The organism is Virgibacillus subterraneus, from assembly GCF_900110695.1.
Taxonomy (GTDB): domain Bacteria; phylum Bacillota; class Bacilli; order Bacillales; family Amphibacillaceae; genus Lentibacillus; species Lentibacillus subterraneus.
This window is the reverse complement of record NZ_FOEH01000001.1, coordinates 582,209-608,213: the sequence shown is the minus strand read 5'-3', so window position 1 is coordinate 608,213 and position 26,005 is coordinate 582,209. Positions and strand designations below refer to the sequence as shown.

General features: G+C 32.9%; 21 protein-coding genes. 10 read left to right on the top strand and 11 right to left on the bottom strand.

The genetic code is table 11. The features are described from left to right. Positions 1–232: 232 nt before the first annotated feature. The gene (locus BMY13_RS02915; protein WP_092502378.1) at positions 233–1,276 is read left to right on the top strand and encodes an LCP family protein; all 1,044 of its coding nucleotides are present in this window, start codon (positions 233–235) and stop codon (positions 1,274–1,276) included. Positions 1,277–1,313: 37 nt separating this feature from the next. On the opposite strand, the gene BMY13_RS02910 is transcribed toward BMY13_RS02915, so the two are convergent. Beyond that, positions 1,314–2,336 (bottom strand): glycosyltransferase family 4 protein, encoded by a 1,023-nt coding sequence (locus tag BMY13_RS02910; RefSeq protein ID WP_425445140.1) that lies wholly within the window; start codon positions 2,334–2,336, stop codon positions 1,314–1,316. A 297-nt stretch (positions 2,337–2,633) separates the two neighbouring features. On the opposite strand from BMY13_RS02910, the gene BMY13_RS02905 reads away from it, so the two are divergent. Then, positions 2,634–3,350, top strand: a complete 717-nt coding sequence (locus BMY13_RS02905) for a glycerophosphodiester phosphodiesterase (protein ID WP_175476692.1) — start codon at positions 2,634–2,636, stop codon at positions 3,348–3,350. Positions 3,351–3,728: 378 nt separating this feature from the next. Here BMY13_RS02905 and BMY13_RS02900 read toward each other — a convergent pair whose 3' ends face one another. The 5 genes from BMY13_RS02900 to BMY13_RS02880 form a co-directional block, all read right to left on the bottom strand. After that, positions 3,729–4,472, bottom strand: coding sequence for a sulfotransferase family protein (locus BMY13_RS02900; protein ID WP_175476691.1), 744 nt, complete (start codon positions 4,470–4,472; stop codon positions 3,729–3,731). 116 nt (positions 4,473–4,588) lie between these two features. After that, on the bottom strand, positions 4,589–5,599 hold the full coding sequence (galE, locus tag BMY13_RS02895) for a UDP-glucose 4-epimerase GalE (RefSeq protein ID WP_092502370.1): 1,011 nt from the start codon (positions 5,597–5,599) through the stop codon (positions 4,589–4,591). A 31-nt stretch (positions 5,600–5,630) separates the two neighbouring features. Continuing rightward, positions 5,631–6,431, bottom strand: coding sequence for a teichoic acids export ABC transporter ATP-binding subunit TagH (gene tagH, locus BMY13_RS02890; protein ID WP_092502368.1), 801 nt, complete (start codon positions 6,429–6,431; stop codon positions 5,631–5,633). A gap of 15 nt (positions 6,432–6,446) precedes the next feature. Beyond that, positions 6,447–7,274 (bottom strand): ABC transporter permease, encoded by an 828-nt coding sequence (locus BMY13_RS02885; RefSeq protein ID WP_092502366.1) that lies wholly within the window; start codon positions 7,272–7,274, stop codon positions 6,447–6,449. Between the two features lie 133 nt (positions 7,275–7,407). Then, a complete protein-coding gene (locus tag BMY13_RS02880) occupies positions 7,408–9,525 on the bottom strand; it encodes a CDP-glycerol glycerophosphotransferase family protein (RefSeq protein ID WP_092502363.1) in 2,118 nt (705 codons plus the stop codon). A gap of 181 nt (positions 9,526–9,706) precedes the next feature. Between BMY13_RS02880 and BMY13_RS02875 the strand changes: the two genes are divergently transcribed. Continuing rightward, positions 9,707–11,269, top strand: a complete 1,563-nt coding sequence (locus tag BMY13_RS02875) for a glycosyltransferase (RefSeq protein WP_092502361.1) — start codon at positions 9,707–9,709, stop codon at positions 11,267–11,269. A 7-nt stretch (positions 11,270–11,276) separates the two neighbouring features. Beyond that, positions 11,277–14,141 (top strand): CDP-glycerol glycerophosphotransferase family protein, encoded by a 2,865-nt coding sequence (locus BMY13_RS02870; protein WP_092502359.1) that lies wholly within the window; start codon positions 11,277–11,279, stop codon positions 14,139–14,141. On the opposite strand, the gene BMY13_RS02865 is transcribed toward BMY13_RS02870, so the two are convergent. After that, positions 14,138–15,328 (bottom strand): O-antigen ligase family protein, encoded by a 1,191-nt coding sequence (locus BMY13_RS02865; protein WP_092502358.1) that lies wholly within the window; start codon positions 15,326–15,328, stop codon positions 14,138–14,140. The genes BMY13_RS02870 and BMY13_RS02865 overlap by 4 nt on opposite strands. A gap of 270 nt (positions 15,329–15,598) precedes the next feature. Here BMY13_RS02865 and BMY13_RS02860 point away from each other — a divergent pair, with 270 nt between their 5' ends. The 6 genes from BMY13_RS02860 to BMY13_RS02835 all read left to right on the top strand — a co-directional run bounded on the left by BMY13_RS02860 (position 15,599) and on the right by BMY13_RS02835 (position 22,599). After that, a complete protein-coding gene (locus tag BMY13_RS02860; RefSeq protein ID WP_092502356.1) occupies positions 15,599–17,947 on the top strand; it encodes an SH3 domain-containing protein in 2,349 nt (782 codons plus the stop codon). A 277-nt stretch (positions 17,948–18,224) separates the two neighbouring features. Beyond that, positions 18,225–19,088 carry a sulfotransferase family protein gene (locus BMY13_RS02855; RefSeq protein ID WP_092502354.1) on the top strand — a complete coding sequence of 288 codons (864 nt, stop codon included), beginning with the start codon at positions 18,225–18,227 and terminating at the stop codon, positions 19,086–19,088. A 285-nt stretch (positions 19,089–19,373) separates the two neighbouring features. Next, positions 19,374–19,772, top strand: a complete 399-nt coding sequence (gene tagD / locus BMY13_RS02850; RefSeq protein WP_092502352.1) for a glycerol-3-phosphate cytidylyltransferase — start codon at positions 19,374–19,376, stop codon at positions 19,770–19,772. Positions 19,773–19,884: 112 nt separating this feature from the next. After that, positions 19,885–20,949, top strand: a complete 1,065-nt coding sequence (locus BMY13_RS02845) for a CDP-glycerol glycerophosphotransferase family protein (RefSeq protein ID WP_092503408.1) — start codon at positions 19,885–19,887, stop codon at positions 20,947–20,949. Positions 20,950–21,059: 110 nt separating this feature from the next. Beyond that, positions 21,060–21,452 (top strand): glycerol-3-phosphate cytidylyltransferase, encoded by a 393-nt coding sequence (gene tagD, locus BMY13_RS02840; protein WP_092502350.1) that lies wholly within the window; start codon positions 21,060–21,062, stop codon positions 21,450–21,452. After that, positions 21,445–22,599, top strand: a complete 1,155-nt coding sequence (locus BMY13_RS02835; protein WP_092502348.1) for a CDP-glycerol glycerophosphotransferase family protein — start codon at positions 21,445–21,447, stop codon at positions 22,597–22,599. Before tagD (BMY13_RS02840) ends, BMY13_RS02835 begins: the two co-directional genes overlap by 8 nt. Before the next feature lie 4 nt (positions 22,600–22,603). Here the strand turns inward: BMY13_RS02835 and pssE are convergent, their stop codons facing one another. The 4 genes from pssE to BMY13_RS02815 are packed head-to-tail and all read right to left on the bottom strand — an operon-like array spanning position 22,604 to position 26,005. Then, positions 22,604–23,083, bottom strand: coding sequence for a PssE/Cps14G family polysaccharide biosynthesis glycosyltransferase (gene pssE, locus BMY13_RS02830; protein ID WP_092502346.1), 480 nt, complete (start codon positions 23,081–23,083; stop codon positions 22,604–22,606). Beyond that, complete coding sequence (pssD, locus tag BMY13_RS02825) at positions 23,080–23,550, bottom strand: PssD/Cps14F family polysaccharide biosynthesis glycosyltransferase (protein WP_245735985.1); 471 nt, start codon at positions 23,548–23,550, stop codon at positions 23,080–23,082. The genes pssE and pssD overlap by 4 nt, the downstream gene beginning before the upstream one ends. A gap of 13 nt (positions 23,551–23,563) precedes the next feature. Further along, positions 23,564–24,664, bottom strand: a complete 1,101-nt coding sequence (locus BMY13_RS02820) for a glycosyltransferase (RefSeq protein ID WP_245735984.1) — start codon at positions 24,662–24,664, stop codon at positions 23,564–23,566. A 15-nt stretch (positions 24,665–24,679) separates the two neighbouring features. Next, positions 24,680–26,005 (bottom strand): O-antigen ligase family protein, encoded by a 1,326-nt coding sequence (locus tag BMY13_RS02815; protein WP_092502342.1) that lies wholly within the window; start codon positions 26,003–26,005, stop codon positions 24,680–24,682.

Below are 26,005 nucleotides of genomic sequence, written 5' to 3'. Positions count from 1 at the left end.
CTCATTCGTCTAATATATATGGATTTTTAATTTCAATCTGAAATATTCTTCTAATAAGAATGTAATAAAAAAAGAATTTACTAAAAAGCCTATTCATAGTAAAATAAAGAATAGTTTTTCGTTAAGCGATTGTAAAGTTTTTAAAGACTTTTGGATTATGATATCATTAAATGTTTTATTTTCCTAATAAACATATACTATATATAAATTACGTACAAGAGGGGAATTTTTTATGTCTGAAAAATCAAGACTTATAAGGAGAAATAAGAAGCGTAAACTTCGAAAACGAGCTTATTTTATACTAATACCAGTTATCATAGCATTTATCGGCCTGTCATATGGAGCGTATTTGTACGTGAAAGCTGATACTGTATTATCTGATTCCTACAAGGAGGATGGCAGAGACAAATCAGACCTGCGTGAAAAGGAAGTTGATCCTAGTGAGGACAATGTTTCTATTCTGATTGCAGGTGTTGATGCTAGTGATGTCCGCAGTAATTCGAACAGCTCTAGAACGGACACACTAATGCTGGCAACTTTGAACAAGGAAGATAAAAGTGTGAAAATGCTCAGTATCCCAAGAGATTCATTCGTTTATATTCCGGAAGTTGGTTATGAGACAAAAATTAACCATGCTCATGCCTACGGTGGAATGGATGCAACAGTTAAAACAGTAGAAAACCTAATGGATATTCCGGTTGATTATTATGTGAAACTTAATTTCGAAGCTTTCATCGATGTTGTGGATGCGGTAAATGGCATTACAGTTGATGTTCCTTATGAACTATATGAGCAAAACTCAAGCGATGTTGAAGGAGCCGTTCATCTGTTACCAGGGGAGCAGGATTTAAATGGCGAAGAAGCACTTGCCCTTGCTCGAACAAGGAAGTATGATAACGATATTGAACGCGGTAAACGACAACAAGAGATTATTAAATCCGTGATTAAAAAAGCAGTTTCAATAGATTCCATCTTAAAATATGACAATATAATTGAGGCTGTCGGTAAGAATATGGCGACAAACATGACATTCAGCGAAATGAAAAGTTTTATTTCTTACGGGACAGGTGGAGGAAACCTTGACTTTGAAACCTATACGCTTGAAGGTCGTGACTATCAACCAGGCGATACGTATTACTGGCAATTGGATGATGTTGCATTAACTGAAACAAAAGAAATGTTTAAACAGCATTTGGAAATTGACAGCTCGGCAACCGCTTCTGACTCAGATGAGACTTCTACAGCGACTGGTGATTCATCCGATAATTCATATTAATACAAAAGCTGCTAGCCAATGGCTAGCAGCTTTTATATTATGATTTTTGCCTTATACCTTTTATGAAGTTCGTTAATGGTTTAAATTCGCTATTAATCATCTCAAGATTTTCAATTAAAATTTGGATTGCTAATAATGAAATAGAAAAGATTAAAATGGATCCCCATACTGTTGTCATCGAAAATAGTATCGCCGATAAACTGAACATAGTACTAAGCGCATAAATGAATAATACTGTTTGTTTATGGGTGAATCCAGACTTCACCAGACTATGATGCAAATGTGAACTATCTGGGCGGGATAACGGCTGCTTATTTATGTATCGTCGCACGATAGCAATTAACGTGTCTGATATTGGTACACCTAGAATAAAAATTGGTATAATAAATGAAATAATAGTTACATTTTTGAACCCTAATAAGGCTAACACTGAAATCATGTACCCGAGGAAAAGCGCACCTGTATCACCCATAAAGATTTTTGCCGGATAAAAATTATAACGCAAAAACCCTACCGTACTGAAAAATAAAATAAGAGCCATTGTCGCTACATAAACGTTTCCCATAATAACTGCCATTCCAGCAATCGTAAAAAGCGCAATAGCTGATACACCTGCAGCTAATCCATCTAATCCATCAATTAAGTTAATCGCATTTGTAATTCCTACAATCCACAGAAGCGTTACGATTGAGCTCAAAAAACCAAACTCGATCTGTCCACCAAACGGCAGGTTAATAAATTCAACTTGTAGTCCTCCCCAAAAGACAACTAATGATGCCACAGCTAGTTGAACTATAAACTTAATTCTCGGCGATAAATTATAAACATCATCAAAGAAGCCAAGCAAAATTATTATAAGAGCACCACTAATAATGGGGAGGTGATACTCACTTGCTGGCTGAAGTATAAGTAACCCAATTAAAAAACTAATAAAAATAGCTAAACCACCCAATGTCGGTATCGGGGCCGTATGCATTTTTCTGTGATTTGGTTTATCTGTAGCATTCATTTTTAATGCAAATCTTATAAACATCGGCGTGATGATTAATGAAACAAGCATCAATAAAAAGGCTAATATTACAATCTTTACCATTTAGCCCACCTCAATTTTTATCTCTTACCTTTATAGACGATTAATTGGAGAATTTGTTTCACACTAAATATTTATTATAAACTACATAAAGAAAACTTGCTACCCAAAACAGAAGATGAAGTGATACTTACAATCTCTTGTAATATACCCCCTTCATGAAAAAATAATGCGTATTCTATGGAAAGAAATATAAAAAATAAAAAGAACAATTAACCTTGCTATTATGTTATTATTTACTCAGAAAAGATAAGGAGTGTACTCAACTTGATTCTAAATTTCGCCCACCGTGGCTCATTGACTGAAGCACCAGAAAATACATTACCGGCTTTTCACAAGGCTATTAACAATGGCGCTAAGGCTTTAGAATTAGATGTACAGCTTTCTAAAGATAATCACCTTGTCGTATGTCATGACTACAAATTTTTCCGATTTAATAAAGGTGTAGAAGGACAGATTAACGATTATACGTTTGAAGAAATAAAACAGATTGATGTAGGAAAAACATTTGGTGAGGAATTTAAAGGCGTCACTCTTCCTGCACTTGAAGAGGTTCTAGAAATATGCCCAGCAGATTTATTGTTAAATATTGAAATAAAAAATATACCTGTAATTTATGAGGGTATTGAGCAAATTCTACTTAACACACTTACTGAGTATCACAGACTCAATAATCTGATTATCTCTTCATTTGATCACGCAGCATTAAAGAGGGTTCAAGAAATTAACTCAGAAATACCACTCGGCATGCTGTTCTACTATCGCATACTAAATCCATGGAACTATGCCAAAACTAGTGGCTTGAATATCAGGAGCATTCATCCCAATCATGTGTATGTTGATCAGACGTTTGTTCATGAATGCAAACGAAATGGATATTCAGTTTATCCGTTCACGGTTAGTGATATGGAAAGGTATGAACAATTGTTAGAATATGGAGTGGATGGTGTATTTTCGAATAACCCCAAGATATTTGGGGAGTAAGTAAGTATTTTTAAAAGTGACTAACCATAATATGATTAGTCACTTTTTTACTGTTTAGCGTACTATAAAATTTAAGTGCTGTTGATAACTGGACTTCCGAATCAGCGACGTCCAGCTCCAGCGCCTAGCGCCTAGTGGACTTCCCTCCCCGTGTCTACGATAAGAACTAAAGGATGTTCGACTAAAACCACCACATCCTGTGGCAACGTCGAACTACCCCACGTCCTGTGGGGCAGCTTACGCTCTTCGTGTATCCTTTATCTCAGGGAAAAGGAAGATCGACTAAGACCGCCGCTTTGCGCGGCAACGTCGACCCACCCGCGATGCGCGGGCGCAGTCCATACGGCGCTGAACAGGCGCTTGCGCTTTTGTTCCTACTTATGGAATTTCACTGAAACTATACCCAAATGCATTAATTTCCTTCTCATATTTTTCGGCAATATTATTTCTTTTTTCTTGGGATAACTCCATCCATTGTTCTTGATATTTACTATTGGTATTTGGCTTAATTGGTAAAGATGGTTCAATTGAGTCCACACCAATAAAATCAGAAATTGTGCTTAATACATTATCGGAGTCAGCCACTAGATCTTCATATTTAATCTCCATAGCTCTATCAAGCAATGGAAGGTCCCTTTCCACCTGCTTTTGTGACACTAGCCAGTGTTCAATTAACTTTTCTAAATCTACTGTTTTCTTAGAAAACGCATTGGTAGCAAAAGATACCGCAATAGGATGTCTTTTAATTACAATAAAGTAGGAATTCGAAAACATTTCTTGAAAAAAACGTGTCCTAATAATACTTGGAGGTGACTTTTCTATCAAAATTGGTTTAGATAAATCCCAATATTTAGACCACTCATCATATAACTTTTCTTTGTTTTCAGGTGTAATTAACGCAGACTTCTCAGTTAAATAAGCGTCTTTGTCAAATGCGAACAAGCCAGGACCACCATGTTTCTTGGCTGGGGTGAAAACTGTCTGAAGATGCTGCCCCTCATCTCTCGGAACCCCTGTATTTTGGAAACCGCTAATTTGATTATGCTCTCTAAGTAATCGAAATAATAATGTTGTTCCGCTACGATGCAACCCACATATAAACACAAATTTTTTTGAGTCCACGTTATCCCTCCACAAGATTAAAATATATACCTTTATATTCTATGAAAACATATTTAGTGTGTCAATTTCTTTTGACACATAAAATAGTCCTTCCAAGCAATCAAAATATTTCTTAATTATTCATAGCCATTAGGGTTCATTTCTTGCCAATTCCATGCATCTCTGCACATATCATGTATATCTTTTTCAGCTTTCCATCCAAGTTGATTAAAAGCTTTTGACGAATCAGCGTATGATGTACTGATATCTCCTGGTCTGCGATCCACAATACTATATTTAATTTGTTTCCCCGATGCCTTTTCAAAGGCATCAATAACTTGCTTTACACTATATCCGTGACCTGTACCTAAATTATAGATTTCCATTCCATTATTAGCATCAATTTTTTCAATCGCTTTTAAATGCCCTTTAGCCAAATCAACAACATGAATATAATCCCTAACGCCTGTTCCATCTATTGTATTATAATTATCCCCAAAAATTTTTAATTCTTTTAACTTACCAACAGCTACTTGTGTAATATACGGCATTAGGTTATTAGGTATACCATTTGGATCTTCACCTATTTTGCCACTTTTGTGTGCTCCTACTGGGTTAAAATAACGCAGGAGTGAAATATTCCATTTATCATTGGAGCTTGATAGATCAGTTAATATTTCTTCAATCATAAGTTTACTTCTGCCATATGGATTATATGCCTTGGTAGAAAACGATTCTTTTATTGGAAAACTATCCGGTTTGCCATAAACTGTTGCCGAGGAACTAAAAATAAGGTTATACACCCCATTATTCTCCATAACTTCACAGAGATTTAATGTACTCTCTAAGTTATTCTTATAATATTTTAAAGGTTTTTCAACTGATTCTCCTACAGCCTTATACCCTGCAAAGTGTATAACTGCATCAATTTTATTTTGTTTAAAAACTTGATCTAAATCTTCTTTGTTTACTAAATCGATGAAATATGGAGTAACTTGATTCTCTGTAATCTCTTCGATACGATTAATCACAGTTTTACTACTGTTGCTCAGGTTATCAGCAATTAAAACTTTGTGACCCTTATTTAGTAATTCGACTACAGTGTGACTTCCAATATACCCGGTACCACCAGTAACCAGAACCTCCATAATGTTTCTCCTTTGTCTTCTGACTTATTGTTTAGGACATTTGTTTCTGATTTTGACTTTTTAAGGCTCTTCTTTTATATCTTAGACGTTGTTTTCTCGACATTTTCTTGAAGTCTTTTAAAAATGCCTCATATTTAGGCATAACTTCTTCAACAGGTCCATATTCTTTCACCATTCCATATTCTAGCCAAAGAATTTTTTCACAAAATTTCTTCATCTGTCCAATCGAGTGACTCACAAAAATCATGGTTTTTCCCATTTCTTTAAATTCCATCATTTTATCTAGGCTCTTTTCTGAAAAAGCTTTATCACCAACAGACAATGCTTCATCAATTATTAATATATCTGGATCAACATTTACAGAAATTGCAAAACCAAGACGTGACTTCATGCCACTTGAATACGATTTAACCGGTTGGTCTATAAATTTTTCTAGTTCAGAAAACTCGATAATTTCTGGTTCGAGTTCTTTGATCTCTTTTTTATTTAAACCGAGCATTAAGCATTTAAGTTCAATATTGTCACGTCCAGTTAAGTCACCTTTCAATCCAGATGCAACTGCTATTAGAGATGCTTGACCATTCACCTGGACACTACCCGATGTTTCAGGAACAATTCCTGCAACAATATTGGATAAGGTTGACTTTCCCGATCCATTTATACCAATAAACCCAACAACATCACCTTTATCAGCTTCGAAATTCACATCTTTTAAGGCATAAAAATCTTCCCCATAGTCTTTTGGAGTAATTAAATCTAATAAACGTTCCTTTGTTCCATTATATAGTTTATATTTTTTTGTAATGTTTTTTACAATTATCGATTTTTCCATTGTAATCCCAAACCTTTATAAGTAGTCAATAAAGTGTCTCCTAAATTTCAAATGTAATATAGAGCCAAATATGAAAAATACGATTACTATTGCCCAAAAGTATAACGTATATTCCCAATTAACAATAAAATACCACTCTGTACCAAACAAAGCCGCCCTATATCCTTCAATTAAATAGTACAATGGGTTTAGCATCATAATATCCGTTATAATAGATGGAAATCTATCCAAAATCGCTAACGGCCATAATACTCCAGAAAAATATAAACCCATTCGTAGCGTAGAACTTAAAAACATGTGTACATCTCTTATTATCGTTGAAACTGTTGATATTATAAGGGTTACAGCAAATATGAAACTAAATGTTGCGAAAATAAAGTAGATCAGCTGTAAATAGTAAATATTTATAAAGAAACCGGCAATTTGAAAAATTATTATCGTTATGCCGAGCATTAATAAATGAACGTAAAAATGAGAGAAAATCACAAAATTAGGGATTATACTCATTGGAAAATTCATCTTAGACAACAATCGTAATCTGCTGTAGATTGACTTTGAACCATCGATAGTGGACTTGAAGAAGAATATCCATAAAATAAACCCTGCCAATAGCCAATAAAAGAATTTCACTTCCACTCCAGGGTAAACCTCTACCGGGGCTCGATTTCTGAGTGTACCAAAAACAAACCAGTATATCAGAACTTGTATACTGGGATTTATAACTTCCCAAACCATTCCCAAATAATTATTTCTATTTTTACTTTTCATTTCATATAATGAAAGTCTTTTTATCAAATAGAAATTCATAAATTGTTCTTTTAAAACTGTTATTGCAGCTTTCATAAAACGCGACCTCTCAAACTCATTTAATAGGACTTCTTAAATTCATTCATGCATTACTAAATTATACAATTTACAATTACAAAAGACAATATTAAAAAGACTCATGCTTATGCAAAGCCATAAGTCTTTTTAATCATTTCTGAAATACTTTCTCTACAACCCTCTTACTAGCATGCCCATCTTCTAGATAACAAAATTTTTTATAGAAAGCATCAGTTGTTTCTGATGGTTTAAAACCATTATAATCAATCTCCTTAATGGCAGAAATTGCCTCTTCCGTTGTTCTAACCAAGGGGCCTGGTGCTTTTTCTTCAAAGTCAAAGTAAAAACCGCGTAAATTATCACGATAATCTTCAATATCATAAACATAAAACAATATTGGTCGTTTTAGGTTTGCATAATCAAAGAACACTGATGAATAATCAGTAATTAATAGATCAGAAATCAGATATAACTCTCTAATATCCTCGTGATGTGACAAATCATATACAAACCCTTCGAATCCTGAAAGGTCCAAGTTCTCTGCTACTAAATAATGTAGACGCAAAACGATAATATATTCATCCTCAAATTCTTGCTTCAATCGTTCTAAATCAAGCTCTAAATTAAACTTATATTTTCCTCTTGCATAAAACTGATTATCTCGCCAAGTCGGGGCATATAGAATAACTTTTTTATCCCCTGGTAGGTTTATTGACTTTTTAATTTTCGAGATTGTTTCGCTATTATTCGAATTTATCAAAAAGTCGTTTCTAGGATATCCGGATTCAATCATTTGTTTATCAAATTGAAACGCCCGTTTAAAGATCTCTGTTGAGTATGCGTTAGGGGAAACTAAATAATCCCATTTACTCGATTCCTTAAGAAAATTTTGTTTGTATTTAATAGTATTTGTTCCTGGCATATGAACTTCATCCATATCAGCAGCTAGACGCTTTAAAGGGGTTCCGTGCCATGTCTGTAAATATTTTGTATGTTTTGGTTTCGGTATCCATAATGGTAATCGACTATTAGACACCCAATAACCCGCTCTAGCCATCAAAAATAACCACTTTATAGAAAAGCGACGAACATATTTAACGTTCTTATCTTCAAAAAACTTCAATTGTCTGCGGTCAACACTCCAATACATTTCATAAGAAGGCTTGTGTTGTAACAAGTATTCGTAAATAGCTCTCGGACTGTCACTATACTGTTTCCCTAAAAAGCTTTCAAACATAATAAGGTTTTGTTTCACTGGTAATTTACCTAACACAACAAAAGCATATTTATACAACTCTTGTAGCGCGTTACTTCTCCTGAGTCTTATCCATCCTGATTTTAGCTTTCGAAATACTTCTTTCTTTATTTTGTAATCGGAAATTTGCAAGGAAAGATATTTCGACTTCTTGGTTGGCTTTACTTTAACTTTAAACTTTCTTTCGTTATAGTTTACGATTTTCTTCTGAGCAGAATTAGCAAAGTGGTCTATTCGAACTCTTGTACTACGAATAGAATGTATGGCACCATCTTTTTCATAAGTTAATTCTACATAAAACTTATAGTATTTATTCTGATTGAGAATTACATACGGTAAAAAATTGAACTCACCTTTAAAACCCGCATATTTTAACATCTCATTACCATTATATTTATCATAAAGATCATCCCTGAGATTCTGCTGAATTGATACTTCAATTTCTTGTTCGTCGATATTATTTGTAACAATAACTTTTACATCTTTCACTACATATTCATGGCTGTGAAATAATGGAGGATAGTTATAATTCCCAGAAAATATAAGCTTATTTGTCTCTAGATAAACTTCTTCAAACGTACCAAACATTTGGTACTCATTAATTCTAAATGAAACATTCCCCTCTTTTGTTGTAAAAGGGTAAAATATTTTTTCTTTTTCTTCTAAAATAATGGTGTTAAATCGTAAATTATCATAATTGCTTTCTACTCTTAATTTCAATAACTCATCATTTTTTTCCTTAAATAAATTTAAATCCCAGATCTCATTTTTTAAAAATAATTCAATGTTATCTTCAAATGAAAAAGATACGTTAATAATTGTATAATCACCTTGTTTCGACTGAATGGACGATGAACACTCAATCAACTCTTCTCCATATCTATGAGTTAAAGCGAAATAGTAGATCTCAGATTTATTCACATAATCATTATGCAAGGGCACATGGATAACATATGAATTATTTAAAACACTTATATTGGTTATTCTTTTATTACTTAACTCATTAGCTGACATGATTAGAATTACTCCTCTCGATGCTAAATTGTATAATCTATATTATATATACGTGAATATTGTTTTACAAATATACATTAAAGCACCTTTTATAGTACACTAATTATACATCACTACTGTTAGTTAGTATAACTTCAATTTATAGCAGAAAACATTCAAAATAAAGCGAGGTATTATTCAAATGAAACCAACTATGTTTTTCTTAATGAATTCTATTGAAATTGATAGAGGCGGTTTAACGAAAGCGTCTTTAACTCAAGCTTCACTTTTTGCAGAAATGGGTTATAAGGTATATATGGTCACATTTAATTTCAATCCTAAGTATCCATTAATACGAAAGAAATTAGTAGAAATGGGAAAGCTTCATAAAAACGTTATTGTTCTAAATATGTTTGAAGAATTAGAAGGTAATAAAAATCCCATAAAAGCAAATAAGCCTGCTCATAAATTATCACTAAAAAAGCTTGCAAAAAATTATACACTACATAAAAAGAAGGGACACAATATATACCGTGCCTATGATAATGGCATGTATGTGAAATATTATTCTCTACGTAAAAATGGTTCATTAGATTTCATAGACTTCTTTAACGAAAATAGATACCGTACTAAACGTGAACAATATGACCCATGGGGTAACTTGAGGAAGATTGAATTTATGGACTTTCAATTAAACAAACCTAGACAAGTGCTTTATTATGATCTAAAAGGCAGGGTTTATTTTTCACAGTGGAATGATCCGGAAAGCAATAAAGTTCAACGAATTCAAACCTTTAAAAAGACTGGTGATATTAAAAACGTATATATAAACGATAATATATCCCATAAAAAAGAGTGGTTAAAATCAATTATTAATAAACATGGCAGCTCCCCTTCAGTAATGATTTCTGACACAAGGAGTACTGATGCAGTTCTCGCGGCATTTCACCATCCGCAAGTAGCGAAAATGTGGAGGTTGCACAGCAGTCATTGTAATACACAGGATGTTATGAATGATGAAATAGCTGGAAAAGTAAAAACCGGCATTGATAACCTTCATAAATACGATGTTGCATTATTCTTAACAGAAGAACAAAAAGAAGATGTTATTAAAAGACTAGGTAATAAAACGAGTTATTATGTACTCCCAAATTACTATGAACCCAAAAAAACGTCGAATTTTAATGCTGTTAGTTCGGAGAAAAAAGACCTGAAACTAGCAGTTATTGTAAGTCGGTTATCTACCTTGAAAAGAATTGATCATTCTATAAAAGCTTTTCGAACAGTTGTAGATAACATACCGGATGCAAAACTTGAAATATGGGGAAGCGGAGATCAAGAAGAAAAACTAAAAAAATTAATAAAAGATAGTGATCTCGAAAAAAATGTATTTCTAAAAGGGTTTACTCACGACCCTGATAAAGTATACAGACGAGGTTTGTTTTCAACTTCAACTTCAAAAAGAGAAGGATTTCCATTTTCAATTTTAGAAAGCATGGTCAATGGTACACCCGTGATAAGTTATGACATCAAATACGGTCCAAACGATATGATTGAACCAAGTGAAAATGGATTTATAATTGAAAATAATAATATAGATTTTCTTGCTGATAAAATGTTGTACATGTTCGAAAATCCTGACATTGCTATTCAAATGGGTGAAAAAGCAAATAAATATATTGAGAAGCATTTTAGTAAAGACGCTTATACTCATAAATGGATAGAAGCAATTGATTTAGCAATTAAACAAAAGTCGAAAGGATAATGAATTGATGTTTTTTCCTTTTAGAAAAAATAAAAATAGAAGTAAAAAGACATCTAATGATGATGTCAAGATTTCTGCTATTTATTTCACAGAAGAAAAGTTAATTATTATTCTCTCTGGGAATCATATATCAAATGATTCCCACTTAATCATAAGAGATATGAACGATCCGAAAGAATCATACAAATTCTCTTCCCTATTTACTCAAAACGATGGTCTTACTGAGGAATTAATTACAGAAATAAGCATAAAAGATATACCATTCATTAAGATAGAAGGAAAATGGAGTTTGTATTATAAAAATAATAATGACGAAATACGACTCGCTCCCACCCAGGCTCTTATTGAAAGTATTACTAATTGTAAAAGATTTTATCATAATGAATTACTCACTGAACCGTATATCACTATTAAAGAGAATATCAGTTTTCGAACTATTAAAAATCCAAATAAATCCGTAGAAAAACAAATCAATAGTTTTGTTTATGAAATTAACTATATTAATAATGTATTATGGATTACGGGAAAAATAAGTGAAAATAGCAACGATATAAACAACGCAAGATTATTGATTCAGAAGAGAAACTCTTCACTATCATACGATTTTCCCATTCAATGGATAGAACAAGGAAAATGGCGTTCAAGTATAGATTTTAAACATAATGCATTTCCCAAAGGCACATGGGATTATTATATTCAATATAATCAAAACCAAAAAATTCGTATCTCAATTAATGACCAACATTTGTCACCTGAACAAAAACCAATATTATATAAGCATAATAATGAAGTTATTGATGTGACTCATTACCAAACAATTAAAGGGTCGTTTTCAACAAAACATAAAACTGCTACTATTCAACTTTCTAACATAGCTGGTTCAATTGAAGACGGCAAACGTGTTAAAATATCTGGTTATATTGAAAACAACGCGTTGCTTAAAGATGTATCACTAAATGATATTAAGTTTACAATCATAGAAAATGATTCTGAATTAAAATATGAGACAGATACTACTGTTATTAGCAATGATAAAGTTATGGTCGAAATGAATTTAGATTATAACCAAATCTTCCCGTTCAATCAAACTGAAAAAAAGAAATGGGATATATATTTAAACCTAAAGATTCATGAAACAGAACTTTTAGTACGCGTAAAAACTGAACAAAATACTCTGCAAAAAGATACATTAGCACACTTTTATGAACCAGAAGTGCGGCAACTATATTTTTATTCTACAGTAAATAATTATTTATCTGTATATCTTACTAAACCAATAATGCAAAAAAATCTTGATGAATTTATTTTATTAAATGGAAAATTAATATTAAAGGGATACGCTTATTTTAATGGAATTGACTTTACTAACGAAAATACAATTAAACGTAATATTATTATTCGAAAAAGAAATTCGGATAAGGAAATTCATATTCCAGTATCAAGTATCGAAAATGAAAAGTTAAACAATGAGTATCATGACTATCGATATGCTGGCTTCAATGTCGAAATACCTTTGAAAGAGATGTTCTCAATACACGATTCTCTTAAGGAAGTATATGATTTTTATATATGTTTAACATATATTAATTATTCAAGTGAAAAAAGACTCGGCTGTAATAATTATATATATATTGTAGATGAACCTATTGATAAAGTAACCCAAAAGTATAACAGTGATTACATGCTGAACTATTTACTTTTAACCCCTGGCGGAAATATAAAGCTAGAATCATACAATTATTCAATGGAAAAAATAAATTATATTACGGGTACACAAAAGGAAAATAAGCTAACTTCTCCAAATGTATGGCTAATTGGCGAACGTCCTGATACTGCGCAGGATACTGGGTACCATTTCTTTAAGTATTGCAGGGAAAACTATCCTGAAAAAGAAATCTATTATGTAATTGAGAAAACATCTAAAGACCTTAAAAACATAGAACATTTGGGGAACGTGATATTTTTTGGATCAACAGAACATTTCAGAGTAACATCCATTGCTTCTACATTTATAGGATCACATGACTTAGAATATATCCTGCCAACCAGAGCCGTTGACTGGCCTAGTTATCAAGAAGGTAACCGCGTGTTTTTACAGCATGGAATTTTGGGCAGAAAAAAAGTTGACTACTATAAAAAGTTCTATAAGTATCCTTTCCATATATTTTGCGTGAGTTCAGAATCTGAATATAACCTTGTGAATAATGAAATGGGGTATACCGATGAAGAAATTAAAATAACTGGTTTATCTCGATTTGATAACTTACTAACAAATCATCATGAAGATAAGTCAATTGCAGTTATTCCAACATGGAGAGATTGGTTGAATGAAAGTAACTTTATTGAATCTAATTATTATGAGCATTATAAACAATTATTAACTGATAATAAACTTATGGAATTATTAAAATCTACTAACATTAAACTAAAATTTTATCCACATTATCGTATGCAGCATTTCTTTAACCATTTCAAGGAATTAGAGTCAGAATATGTTGAGATAATAAAATTAGGTCAGATTGATGTACAACAAATTTTAAAGAAAAATAAATTATTAATTACGGATTACTCTACGGTTTCTTTTGATTTTAACTATATGAGCAAACCAGTAATATTTTATCACTTTGATTTTAATAAGTTCTTTCAAAACGGAATATTAAGACCTAAGGAAGAAACATTTTTAGGAGATATTCATGAGACTAAAACTCAAGTAGTAAAAGAAATTGAAAATTATATTGATAATGGATTTGAAGAAAAGCATGAATTCAATAATAAAAAACACCTAAACTTTTCTTATATTGATAGAAATAATAATAAAAGAATTTTTGATGAAATTAACAGGTTAGTAAAAGAAGGACAGCCCAATGATTAAAGGTGCTGTCCTTCTTCTCTTTTTGTATCATCACTAAAGCTTATGCCAATTGTAATTATTAACCATTGCAGAAACGCAATTGAATAATTGTTCTGAAATAATGTCAATTCAAAGTTTTCATATACTAATATTCCTAAAAAGAAACATGCTGACCATTTTGCGGCAAAACTGTCCAGTCTACTAATTAACAGTTTCCAAATACAGAATAACAAGAATACAAAAATAGCAAAGCCTACTAATCCTACTTCCAAAAACGTTTGTAAGTATTGGTTATGCGCAGTTAATTTTATCCCAGTAACATCATTAGCGTTAATTCCGACACCGTATCCCATAATTGGCTTTTCAATACCGGCCTGCATTATACCTTCCCATAAGCTACTTCTTCCTGAAAAGAAGGACTTACCAAAGATTTGTACGCTAATTTTATCGAGAAGCCGACCAAAATTTGTGCTTTTTATTCCCACATACAAAATTATAAATACCACATTTAGTGTAATTACTATATGGAATAAAAATGGATACATACGAGTGAATTGTTTCATAAATATCCACGCTATAAGAATTACCACCATAGCAACCACTACTGACCTTGCATTTGTGTTATAGATTAGAATTAGATTCAACAAAATTAACAAGGAGAAATACAGGCGTTCAAAATTGCTCCCAAACTTAATAGCAATAATTTTAAAATAAAGCATGCAAAATAAAAAAACAGCTAGATAATTAGGGTTTGTAAAAATACTTTTGAATTTATGATTTGGAAAATCTAGCTTAACCCAGTGTAAAAATATAAAGATTAGAACAATCCCTAATAAATAAGCTATCGCCTTTATATGAGCAGGCTTCCACTTGATTCGTATCGATCCCAGTATAAATAGAAATAAAAGCATTAATTTTATAAAATACCAATTCCCAGCCTGTTCACTAATTACAAAACTAATAGTATAAATTAAGATCAGCAAGAAGATTGCAATATTTATCTTTAATAATTTTGTATCGAAGGTTCTTCTCTCCATAATACTTTTTACGAGAAACATTAACATAAAAGCCAATGTAAGATTTATACTAATATCCCCTATGTCCTTTAGAACATTATACTGTGCTCGTACCATGGTACTTAAAATTAATAATATAAATAACTGTATTAAAAAAATAGAATCACTTATAGATTGTTTACCACTTATCATATCTCGTGTTACTCCTTATATTTAATAATTACATTATAATACTATCAAACTAGTAATATTTAAAAAAGACTTTTTAATTACATAAATCTTAAAAAAATAGTGAAAAAGTACGATTTCTGGATATCTTTGTCATTATTTTGCAACTAACTCTTAACTTTTTCGACATTTCTTGCGATAATATAAACATTCGGTAGATTGAAAGTAAAATACTTTCTACTGATATCAGTTTACTAGATATTAAGAAAAATATGAGAGGAGGAAAAATATTAAGTGAGAAAATTTCATCTAAGTAAGGCTATAATTGTAAGTTGTTTCTTAGCATTAGTGTTGTCTTTAATAACAATTCCAATGAACAACAATACTGCTCATGCCTCTACAGTTCATGAAGGTATCGCATTAAAAGATCCCACAAATATATATACTACTACATCAAGGTCTAATGTATTAAAGTCCTATAAAAAAGGTTCTATACTCTTGTATATGCCACATTCTTCAAATTGGTACAAGGCTGTAGTTTTTGTAAATGGAAAAAGACACACTGGATATATTAACAAATCCGATGTTGAAACCTCTGTAAAAGATCAGGAAGTAATAAAAGGGGTTGGGATGCAAGACCCTACTGCAATCTATTCTGAGGCAGCAACAAATTCACGTAAACTTAAAACCTATGATCAAGGTTCTATTCTTTATTATAAAACCTATACTAGTAGTTGGTATGAAGCTATAGTTTATGTTAATGGCAAAAGACATTCTGGCTATATTCATAAATCACATGTCGAAAATATAATAGACGATCAAAAAGCTTTAAAAGGTATTGGATTGAAAAGTCCAACTGCTGTTTATTCAAAGGCTTCCACCAGTTCTAGTAAACTGAAATCGTATGGTCAGGGTTCTGTTCTTTATTTTAAAACCTTTACCAACAGCTGGTATGAAGCACTTATTTATATTAACGGTAATGCTACAACCGGGTATATTCATAAGTCACATGTGGAAGAAATCGTTAAGGATCAAGAAGGGTTAAAAGGAATTGGGTTAAAGCGCCCAACTGCTATTTACTCAAAAGCTTCCACCAGTTCTAGTAAACTGAAATCGTATAGTCAAGGTTCGGTCCTTTATTATAAGACCTTTACTAATAATTGGTATGAAGCACTGGTTTATATAAACGGCAGTCCTACAACTGGATATATTCATACAAACCATGTTGAAGGTATTTATGATACACAAGAAGCATTAAAAGGACGTGCAACAGCTAAGCCAACTAAAATGTACGCCAAGGCTTCTAGAAATTCAAGAGTTGTAAAAAGCTATAGTGAAGGTAGTTTGCTATACTTTGATACTTTCTCTCCGAATTGGCATCAAGGTTTCGTATTCGTAAATGGCAAACGCAAAACAGTTTATATTCATCGTAAAGATGTCACCACAGGTGATGTCTATAAGGATACAAATTATGACACTAGTTATCGTGATGTAGTTGATACACAAATGAGCCGAGCACCTCAAGTATGGAGTTCAGGCGGATGGGTTGATGCTTCCAGAGAACAAGTTGCTTATTATGTAAATTCATCCAACTTCCATAAAGGAGATAATAGCTTTTTCCAGTTTCTGAATTTATCAGAACCAGCTGGTGTAAATGCTAAGGAAATCAATGAAAATATCCTTAAAAATAAGGGGACACTTTCAGGCGAGGCTCAAGCTTTTATCAGCGCTGCAAACACACATAACATTAACGAAATATATTTAATGGCACATGCATTGCATGAAACTGGTAATGGCAGTTCAGATTTAGCAGCTGGAGTTCCAGTGGATGATAATGGAAATGTAGTTGATAAGAATAAAGCTACGAATACCGTTTATAACATGTATGGGATTAAAGCTTTTGATTCTTGTCCTATAGATTGTGGAGCAAAACATGCATTCGAACAGGGTTGGTTCACACCTGAAAAAGCTATCATTGGTGGGGCAGCATTTATAGGAAATAACTATATCAATGCTGGTCAAAATACATTGTATAAAATGCGTTGGGATCCTGATTCACCTGGTAAGCATCAATATGCAACAGATGTAGCTTGGGCTTTTAATCAAACATCAAATATAAGTAATCTATATAATTCAATAGACAACTATGTCTTAATATTTGATATACCTGTTTATGAAGGTCAACCTGATAGTTCAGGAGATCCAAATGCATATGCAACTGCAGATGTTACAAAGTATCCAAGTGGAGTATATGGAATTACCGATTCCGGTAATGATCCATTAAACTTTAGGGATGGACCTAATGGTAATGATAAAGGAAATATACCAGATGGAACAAAACTAGATGTCATTGGCTATAATGGATCATGGCTAAATGTTAATTATAATAACGAAAACGGTTGGGTTCACGGTGACTATGTAAATCTATTGAATTTAGTCAAAGTCACTGCTACAAACTTAAATGTTCGTGAAACGCCGGGTGGAAACAGCTTAGGAAAAGTAAGTAATATATTCATGAGAGCTGTTATAGACAATAATAACAATTATGTAACTAATAATGAATGGTACCAAGTGTACTATAACGGCCAAAAAGCCTGGGTAAGTGATGGTAGTGATGGAAGCTTTATTCAGGAAATTAAATAGTCAACTTGATTATTTTCACCAAATGCTAGATTACTAGCATTTGGTGTTTTTTATAAAACGATTAAAATAATATTTATTCATTCTTGTTTTAAAAAGTTTTTTGAGTTGTTTAGGATAGCTTGGAAATAATATATTTACTAAAGGTACCCCTAAATATAGAATTATTATTCGAATATTTTCTTGCAATGCCCTTTAAGTCAATTTATGATATAGTTGACAACAGTACGAACATAAGGTAATTTTTATAATTATTTCATCTTAGGAGGAATTTTAATAAATGGCGCTCTTTAATAAATTCACCAGAAAACCACAACAAACTAAAAACAAAGCAGTTACAATATTAGGATCCGGAAGATGCGGGACATCTATGGCATCCCGTTCTATTAATTTAATGGGAGTCGACCTAGGAGAAGGCTTTGTAAAACCTAATAAAACAAATCCAAAAGGCTTCTGGGAAAATAAGAAAATTGTCGATGTTCACAAAGAAATTAAAAATGTATTGGGTAGTATGCCTTTTCGTAGAGGATGGCAGGATTTAGGTAAGATTAAACCCTTAAAAGAGAAAATGGAATCTATAGTTCAAGAGCAGTTTTCTGATAAACCATTATGGGGATGGAAAGACCCTCGTACAAGTGAATGTATAGAAATGTGGAAAGAAATCTTGGCAGATATGGATGTAGAAGGAAACTACCTTGTTATGATTCGTAATCCGGTTGATGTAGCTGCTTCGTTTAGAAGAGCGTATAATCGGAACGAAAAGGCTGCGTTGAAGCAGTGGCAAATCCGGACACTCGTCGCTTTGCGAGGTACTCGAAATGAAAATCGTATAATTGTTGACTATGATGACTTTATTGAGGATAGTTTTAGTACTGTAAAGAACATTGCAAAAACATTTAATGTGACATTACCAAGCGATAAAAATGAACTTAAACAAGAACTCGATTCTTTTATCGATCCAACATTAAGACACAGCAGAACTGGTCTTAAAAAACTTTCTAAGAGTAAAGAAATTGAAGAAGATATGAAAGAATTATACCGTATTTGTCTAAAAGCGGCACATTCAAAAGAATATTTAAACTCGAAAAAGTTTCAAAAACAAATTGATAACCTTTACGTATCTTTTTTAAAGAGTCACTTTTGATGAAAATATTTCGTTTGTAGTTTTAAAATAGTATTATCAGGGCTTCTGTTAAAGCAGATCACTCTGATAATACTTTTTTATTTAACGTTTCTTACATTCCGTTTAATATCACTCTTCACTCCAAGAACAATTTGTTTAGCAGAAAATACTAGTTTCTATTTAATGAAATACATAGTATAATATGTATTAATGTTTTTAACTAAATGAAAACTGTTTGTTAAGTCTTTGTAAAATTAATAATGTATGATATATATAAAGCATCATTAGATGGAGGCTATTATAAAAATGAAAAAAGTAATCACTTATGGAACATTCGATTTACTTCATACTGGGCATATCAACATTCTACGCCGTGCAAAGGAATTCGGCGACTATTTAATTGTTGCCATTTCAGCAGATGTCTTTAATAAAATAAAAGGTAAAAAAGCATATTATAGCTTTGAACAACGCAAAGCAATTCTAGAAGCTATTCGATATGTAGACGAAGTTATTCCTGAGTACAATTGGGAACAAAAAGTAGAAGATGTGCAAAAGCATGACGTTGATGTCTTTGTAATGGGAGACGACTGGACCGGTGAATTCGACTTCTTAAAAGAGCATTGTGAAGTTGTGTATTTACCAAGAACAGTTGGGATATCAACTACTAAAATTAAATCCGATTTGAACAATACTAACAATGGTTAGAGAACTGGCCATTACGTTGTACCTTTCTGTTTTTCGTACACTCTTTCAGATCTTAAAAATGTTTCCCCAGAAGAAGAAAACAACATTTGTTGCTTCATTTGGGGATAATATTTTGTATACTGTTAATGAGCTTGAAAAACAGACTGATGATCAGGTTGTTATTCTCAAAACCTCCCATTGTAAGATTAGTATTAATGATTTGTCGAATAGAAAAATTCTAGACTTTGAGAGTATTAATATTATAGATTGGATTCTGTCCATCTACCATCTGGCAACCTCGGAAAAGGTTATTGCTGACAATTATTATGGTTTTTTAGCAGTGACCGAGTTTAAGCCCAATGTTCAATGTATCCAACTTTGGCATGCTGCAGGTGCAATCAAACAGTTTGGATTAAAGGATCCATCGATTCAAAATCGATCTCCACGAGCGTTCGAGCGTTTCCAAAAGGTTTATCACCGATTTGATTATGTTGTAGTTGGTTCCGAGCGCATGGCGTCTATTTTCCGAAAAAGCTTTAATATATCAAACGACCAAATATTACGCACAGGAATACCAAGAAGCGATTTCTTTTTTGATGCTGTGGCTAAAAATGAAGCAGAAAATTCATTAAAACAGGATTTCCCAGTTATTAATGGGAAGAAAGTTATTTTATATGCACCGACATACCGTGACAATGATTTAAATGCAACGGATTTACATTTAAACATTGAAAAAATGTATCGTGAGTTCAAGGATGACTATGTATTATTTTTGCGTCTTCACCCAGCAATTGATGGAGAATATCAGAATAAATTTCCCGGTTTTGTTGTCAATGTATCAAGCTATCATAATATGAATCATTTATTAGTGATCTCGGATATTTTAATCTCTGATTACTCCTCTATTCCGTTTGAATATTCATTACTGAACAAACCAATGGTATTCTATGCATATGACTTGGAAGATTACGCTAAGATAAGAGGATTCTGGGAAGTTTATGATGAATTAGTTCCTGGGCCTGTCGTGAAATCTACAGAAGATTTAATTGATGTGATTAAAAGCGGAAGTTTTAATATGAATCGAGTTAGCATATTTGCTAATCAATGGAATCAATATTCAAATGGATATTCAAGTGAAAATTTGGTTAAAGCTATTTACACCGAAGAAGAGCAATCGAAAGTTGCAGACCAAGTCTGATACCCAGAGAACAGTTATACTGTATCTCTGGGTTTTTAGTATGATTATCTTTTTATTAATAATGCATACTATTACTACTATAAACCTTATTATAAAGTGGAGGTTTTACTATGAAAAAGGTAATCACATACGGAACTTTTGATATTCTACACACTGGCCATATCAATTTATTACGTCGCGCTAAAGAATATGGCGACTATTTGATTGTTGCTATTTCATCTGATTCGTTTAATGCGTTAAAAAGTAAAGCAGCATATTATACTTTTGAGCAACGTAAAGCGATCCTGGAAGCTGTCCGTTATGTAGATGAAGTGATTCCAGAGGATACATGGGAACAGAAACTGGAAGATGTGAAAAAGCATAATATCGATGTATTTATTATGGGAGATGACTGGAAAGGTGATTTTGACTTTTTAAAGGAACATTGCGAAGTTGTTTATTTACCTAGAACTGTTGGAATATCATCAACAAAAATTAAGACAGATTTGAATAAAAATGGTTAGAGAATTAGTAATTTCCATATACCTATACGTTTTGCGTACATTCTTTAATTTATTTAAGTTATTTCCCCGAAAGCATAAAACAACGTTTGTTGCCTCTTTTGGCATTAATATTATATATACGATAAACGAGTTGGAGAAACAAACAGATCACCAAGTCGTTATTCTTAAGACACCTCAATGCAAAAACACTTATGAAGATAGCCCGCGTAGAACGATATTGAAGTTCGGAAGTCTTAATATAATTGACTGGGTTCGATCAATTTATCATTTAGCTACCTCTAAAATAGTTTTTGTAGACAATTACTATGGTTTTTTATCTATGACCAAATTTAGACCGAACACCCAATGTATCCAGTTATGGCATGCAGCTGGGGCGATTAAGCGGTTTGGGTTGATGGATCGATCTATTGAAAACCGCCACCCTAGAGCCTGTGTACGATTCAAGAATGTTTATAAACGGTTTGATTACGTTGTTGCTGGTTCGGAAAAGATGACTGCTATTTTTGGTGTGGCCTTTGATTTGTCGGAAAAGCAAATCTTGCGTACTGGGATACCAAGAACCGATTTCTTTTTCGATACGATGGCAATAAATAAGGCAGAACAATCATTACTAAGTAAATTTCCAATCATAAATGAAAAGAAAGTTATCCTATATGCCCCAACCTATCGTGCCAATGACCTTGATTCATCAGAACTTAAATTGGATATTGAAAGATTGTACAATGCGCTAAAAAATGAATATGTGTTGTTTCTAAGTCTTCACCCTAAAGTAAAGTCAAAACTCCAAAATGACTACCCTTATTTTGTTTTCGATATTTCCAGCTATCGATATTTAAATCATTTACTGGTAATTAGTGATATTTTAATTACAGATTACTCATCGATCCCATTTGAATTTTCATTACTGAGTAAGCCGATGGTATTTTTTGCATATGACTTGGAGGAGTATGCGCATGAGAAAGGTTTTTGGGAGAATTATGAAGAACTTGTTCCAGGACCTGTTGTTAAACATACGGACGCTTTGATTGATGTATTGAAGGCTGGTGAGTTTGATATGGAAAGGGTTCGGGCATTTGCCGATGAATGGAATCAGTATTCGAGAGGTGAATCGAGTGAGCGTTTGATTAAAGCTTTATATAAGCAATAGCTGATTATACTTCATTGATGAAATTCTCGATCAATTGATAAATCTGTTCCCTGCCAGAACGAAAAGGCTTTGGTTGAAATGTCTCGGCTTTTTGAATAACCTCCTCCAGCATTGTACCATCTTCCCAGCTTAAAATATGTCCTTGGTTAACCAAGGCTGATACAATCTGTAACTGATGATCATCATTATGTTCTCCATATTTTTTCAAGCGGGCGCAGGCAATTACGCTTTTCCCTTTTTTTAGACCTGCAATAATTGATCCTGTACCTGCATGCGTGATAATGAGACGAGCCTGTTCACATAATAGGTCCATTTCTTTATAACTGACAAATTGTTTGATGGTTAATTTATTACTATTATATTTTGTATGACCAGACTGGACGATAATATCGTCTTCAATTATATTCTCGCTCTTTAATCGCTCTGCTTCCTTTAATAGTCTGGTGAAAGGCAACTCATGGGTACCTAAAACAACTAAAATCAATAGATAGACCCTCCATTTACTGCTTTTGGATAAATCTTTTTCATTGTTTCCCATTGAACGATAAACAAGTCCGCTATTGGATATACCAATCTACCTGATAATGTTGGACTGGTTGTTTTTGCAAAGCTTTCAATAAAGATTACTTTTTTTCTAAAAAGCTTGGCAATATAGCACATTGGGACTGCGGTGTGTGCCCCTGTCGTGATTATTACATCCGGTCGTTTATTCAGAAAAATAAAGAATGCTTTGAACATGTTGAATGAAAACTTAAATATGTACCGAAATAGATAATTTCTGGCACCATAAACAAGCAAAGATATTGGGTATTTATCTTTTAAATTCATTGTTATTGCACATTTCTCAGTAACAATATGATATTGATAATTTTTAAATAGGGGTTCAAGCTGTAATAACTGTGTTAAATGTCCGCCTACAGACGAAATAAGAAGTACTTTTTTTGGGTTCAACTTTATTTCGCTCCTATTCTTGGTGATATAGTTCAAGCAGTTGTTCAATCTGCTTTTCTTGGTCGTACTTCTGAGCTTTCTCTTCCCCATTTGCAATAAGCTCTTTGTGAAAATTATCATTCTTTAGTATAGATTTAATCCCTATCCTTAATGATTCTTTGTTTTTTGGCTCTACCAAAACCCCGGCATTATTGGCGAGTAAATAACGCAATCCACCAACATTTGTTCCAACTACTGGGGTATGACAGGACATTGCCTCCAATGCAACAAGACCAAAACCTTCCATATGTGATGGGATTACGAAAACATCGGCTGCAGCTTGCCATCTTGCTATATCTCTTTGCTTCATAGGTGGATGGATTTTGATATCCTGTGTGTTCTCGTTTGAGATTTTACCTTTAAGCCATCTAACATATGGCGGCTCTTTCTGGGCTCCAATTAAATGAAGTTCCAGATTAGGATACTCATCTTTCAAGTCGCTGTATGCTTCTACAAGTTCTGTCATTCCTTTAGCTGCAATAATATTGCCTACAAATAAAATTGTTTTGGATGAAGGGGCTATATCTAATAAATGCTTAGCTTGCTCCTGGTCCATTGGTGTAAAAACCTGTCTATTGACACCCATGTTTAGAAGGGTGATTTTCTCTTCCTTTACCTTAAAGGCTGTCACCATGTCAGTTTTTAACTTTTCTCCAACAGCAATAACATGATCTGCTTCATGTAATACCTGTTCTGTTTGTCTGAAAAAGAAAGACCCTATTCTCGACATCTTGTCCAAGTCTCCGCCATGTGCAGTAACGATTACCCTGGTACCGAAAGTTTTTTGAAATAATAGGGCTAGCCAGCCACTTGGAAAAACGTAGTGGGCGTGTATGATGTCATAGCTTCTACCTCTCGTAAGTAAGATATAGATGATTCGAATAATCCATAAGAGGTATTTTTTTAATACAAATAATTTCCCCATACGTGGATCCTTGATTGCAGCAACATCTACTTGGATTCCTCGTTTCTTAAGTTCTTCCACCTGATTTTTAACAAAGATTCCAAAGGTAGGATTCGCTTTACTCGGATACATCGTACTTATTACTAATATTCTCTCCAATTTTTTAGTCATCTTATACATATCCTTTTATTTTTTGATGTATGATGATCGTTGTTGTTTCGTTAATGCATATAAATAAGCGATAAATATGCCCAAGTATATACTTGAAGCTGGTGATGAAAGAACATGACCTGCTATCATAGAGCTGCCCAGACCTAAACTGACAGATAATCCTACAAGCACAATGGCTAAATTGATTTTCTTCAGGTGATAGCTGAAAATATTAAACAGGATATGATATCCAAAATAAATCAATGGCAGCATTAACAGTACAAAACCTAATAAACCAAAGTTAAAATACCAGTCTAAAAAATCCATTTCGATTAACTTGGGTGACACGACATAATTGCCACCAACCCCCATACCAAATAGCTTCTGTGATAAGGGAGCTTCCCTGTATTGCTCCTTAATATTGTTTAAAAAATAACTTCTGCCACTTAACAAATTCTGATGAAGTTGTCCTTTACTTCCATGGTCCTCCTCCATATTAGAAGGTCGATTTTCCTGATTGGTAAAGTCTATACCAAAGGAGAAACTTAGATTGTTGCCAATTGAGGTGCTTGGCGTTATTAAAATCGTCGCTGCTAGTAATGCTGAAAGCGTGATTACGTTAAACCAATCTTTCCTATTTCGTACAATCTTAGGAATGAGTACTAAGATAGATATACTTAGTACAATTATTATTGACCCAAAACTAACTTTAGTACCAACTGTTAGCATCGCCCAAATAACCAGGCCGATAAATGGCAATAACCTTGCCTTCTTTAGTCGGGATTTTTGATTAATCATGTATAAAACCATCATACTAAATCCCATTCCTAAAATGACGCTCAGCTCATTTCCTGAAAAAAACCATCCAGAATGACCTTCCTTAGCTAGTGCTCCATAGCTTCTTTTAGCTGTATCCGAAAGTCCTGCCAACAGCATTACTGCAGCAATACTTACCATATTGATAAAAATACAGAGCTGTATAATCCTTTGCCAGTTTTCCTTTAAAGAAAATGAACGAATTACAAATACATAGACTATAAGTAATTCAACAAAGAAAACGGATTTTATTATATACGTTATTTCAAGCGACATCATAAACTGGTTCTTGACCATTAAATTATTGGTGAAGTTAATTACCATAAAAATACCAAGCATAATGATATATATAAGAGCTATCTTTCTCTCTTTATCACCTGGAAGTATTAAAATATATATAAATCCCATTCCCATAACTACAACTCTCAAGATAATTGAGATAGGAATATTGAAATAAGCTAACACATCTAAGGCTGGCTGTAAGAGAATAAAATAGATAAATAAAATTTCCACACTGTTCCTATGCCTTTGCAAATCTAAATTCAT

Coding starts and splice junctions, on each gene's coding strand:
- BMY13_RS02915 (WP_092502378.1), top strand. CDS start 233: ATGTCTGAAAAATCAAGACTTATAAGGAGAAATAAGAAGCGTAAACTT.
- BMY13_RS02910 (WP_425445140.1), bottom strand. CDS start 2,336: ATGCTTGTTTCATTAATCATCACGCCGATGTTTATAAGATTTGCATTA.
- galE (WP_092502370.1), bottom strand. CDS start 5,599: ATGGAGGTTCTGGTTACTGGTGGTACCGGGTATATTGGAAGTCACACT.
- tagH (WP_092502368.1), bottom strand. CDS start 6,431: ATGGAAAAATCGATAATTGTAAAAAACATTACAAAAAAATATAAACTA.
- BMY13_RS02885 (WP_092502366.1), bottom strand. CDS start 7,274: ATGAAAGCTGCAATAACAGTTTTAAAAGAACAATTTATGAATTTCTAT.
- BMY13_RS02880 (WP_092502363.1), bottom strand. CDS start 9,525: ATGTCAGCTAATGAGTTAAGTAATAAAAGAATAACCAATATAAGTGTT.
- BMY13_RS02875 (WP_092502361.1), top strand. CDS start 9,707: ATGAAACCAACTATGTTTTTCTTAATGAATTCTATTGAAATTGATAGA.
- BMY13_RS02870 (WP_092502359.1), top strand. CDS start 11,277: ATGTTTTTTCCTTTTAGAAAAAATAAAAATAGAAGTAAAAAGACATCT.
- BMY13_RS02865 (WP_092502358.1), bottom strand. CDS start 15,328: ATGATAAGTGGTAAACAATCTATAAGTGATTCTATTTTTTTAATACAG.
- BMY13_RS02855 (WP_092502354.1), top strand. CDS start 18,225: ATGGCGCTCTTTAATAAATTCACCAGAAAACCACAACAAACTAAAAAC.
- tagD (WP_092502352.1), top strand. CDS start 19,374: ATGAAAAAAGTAATCACTTATGGAACATTCGATTTACTTCATACTGGG.
- tagD (WP_092502350.1), top strand. CDS start 21,060: ATGAAAAAGGTAATCACATACGGAACTTTTGATATTCTACACACTGGC.
- BMY13_RS02835 (WP_092502348.1), top strand. CDS start 21,445: ATGGTTAGAGAATTAGTAATTTCCATATACCTATACGTTTTGCGTACA.
- BMY13_RS02820 (WP_245735984.1), bottom strand. CDS start 24,664: ATGACTAAAAAATTGGAGAGAATATTAGTAATAAGTACGATGTATCCG.
- BMY13_RS02815 (WP_092502342.1), bottom strand. CDS start 26,005: ATGAATTTAGATTTGCAAAGGCATAGGAACAGTGTGGAAATTTTATTT.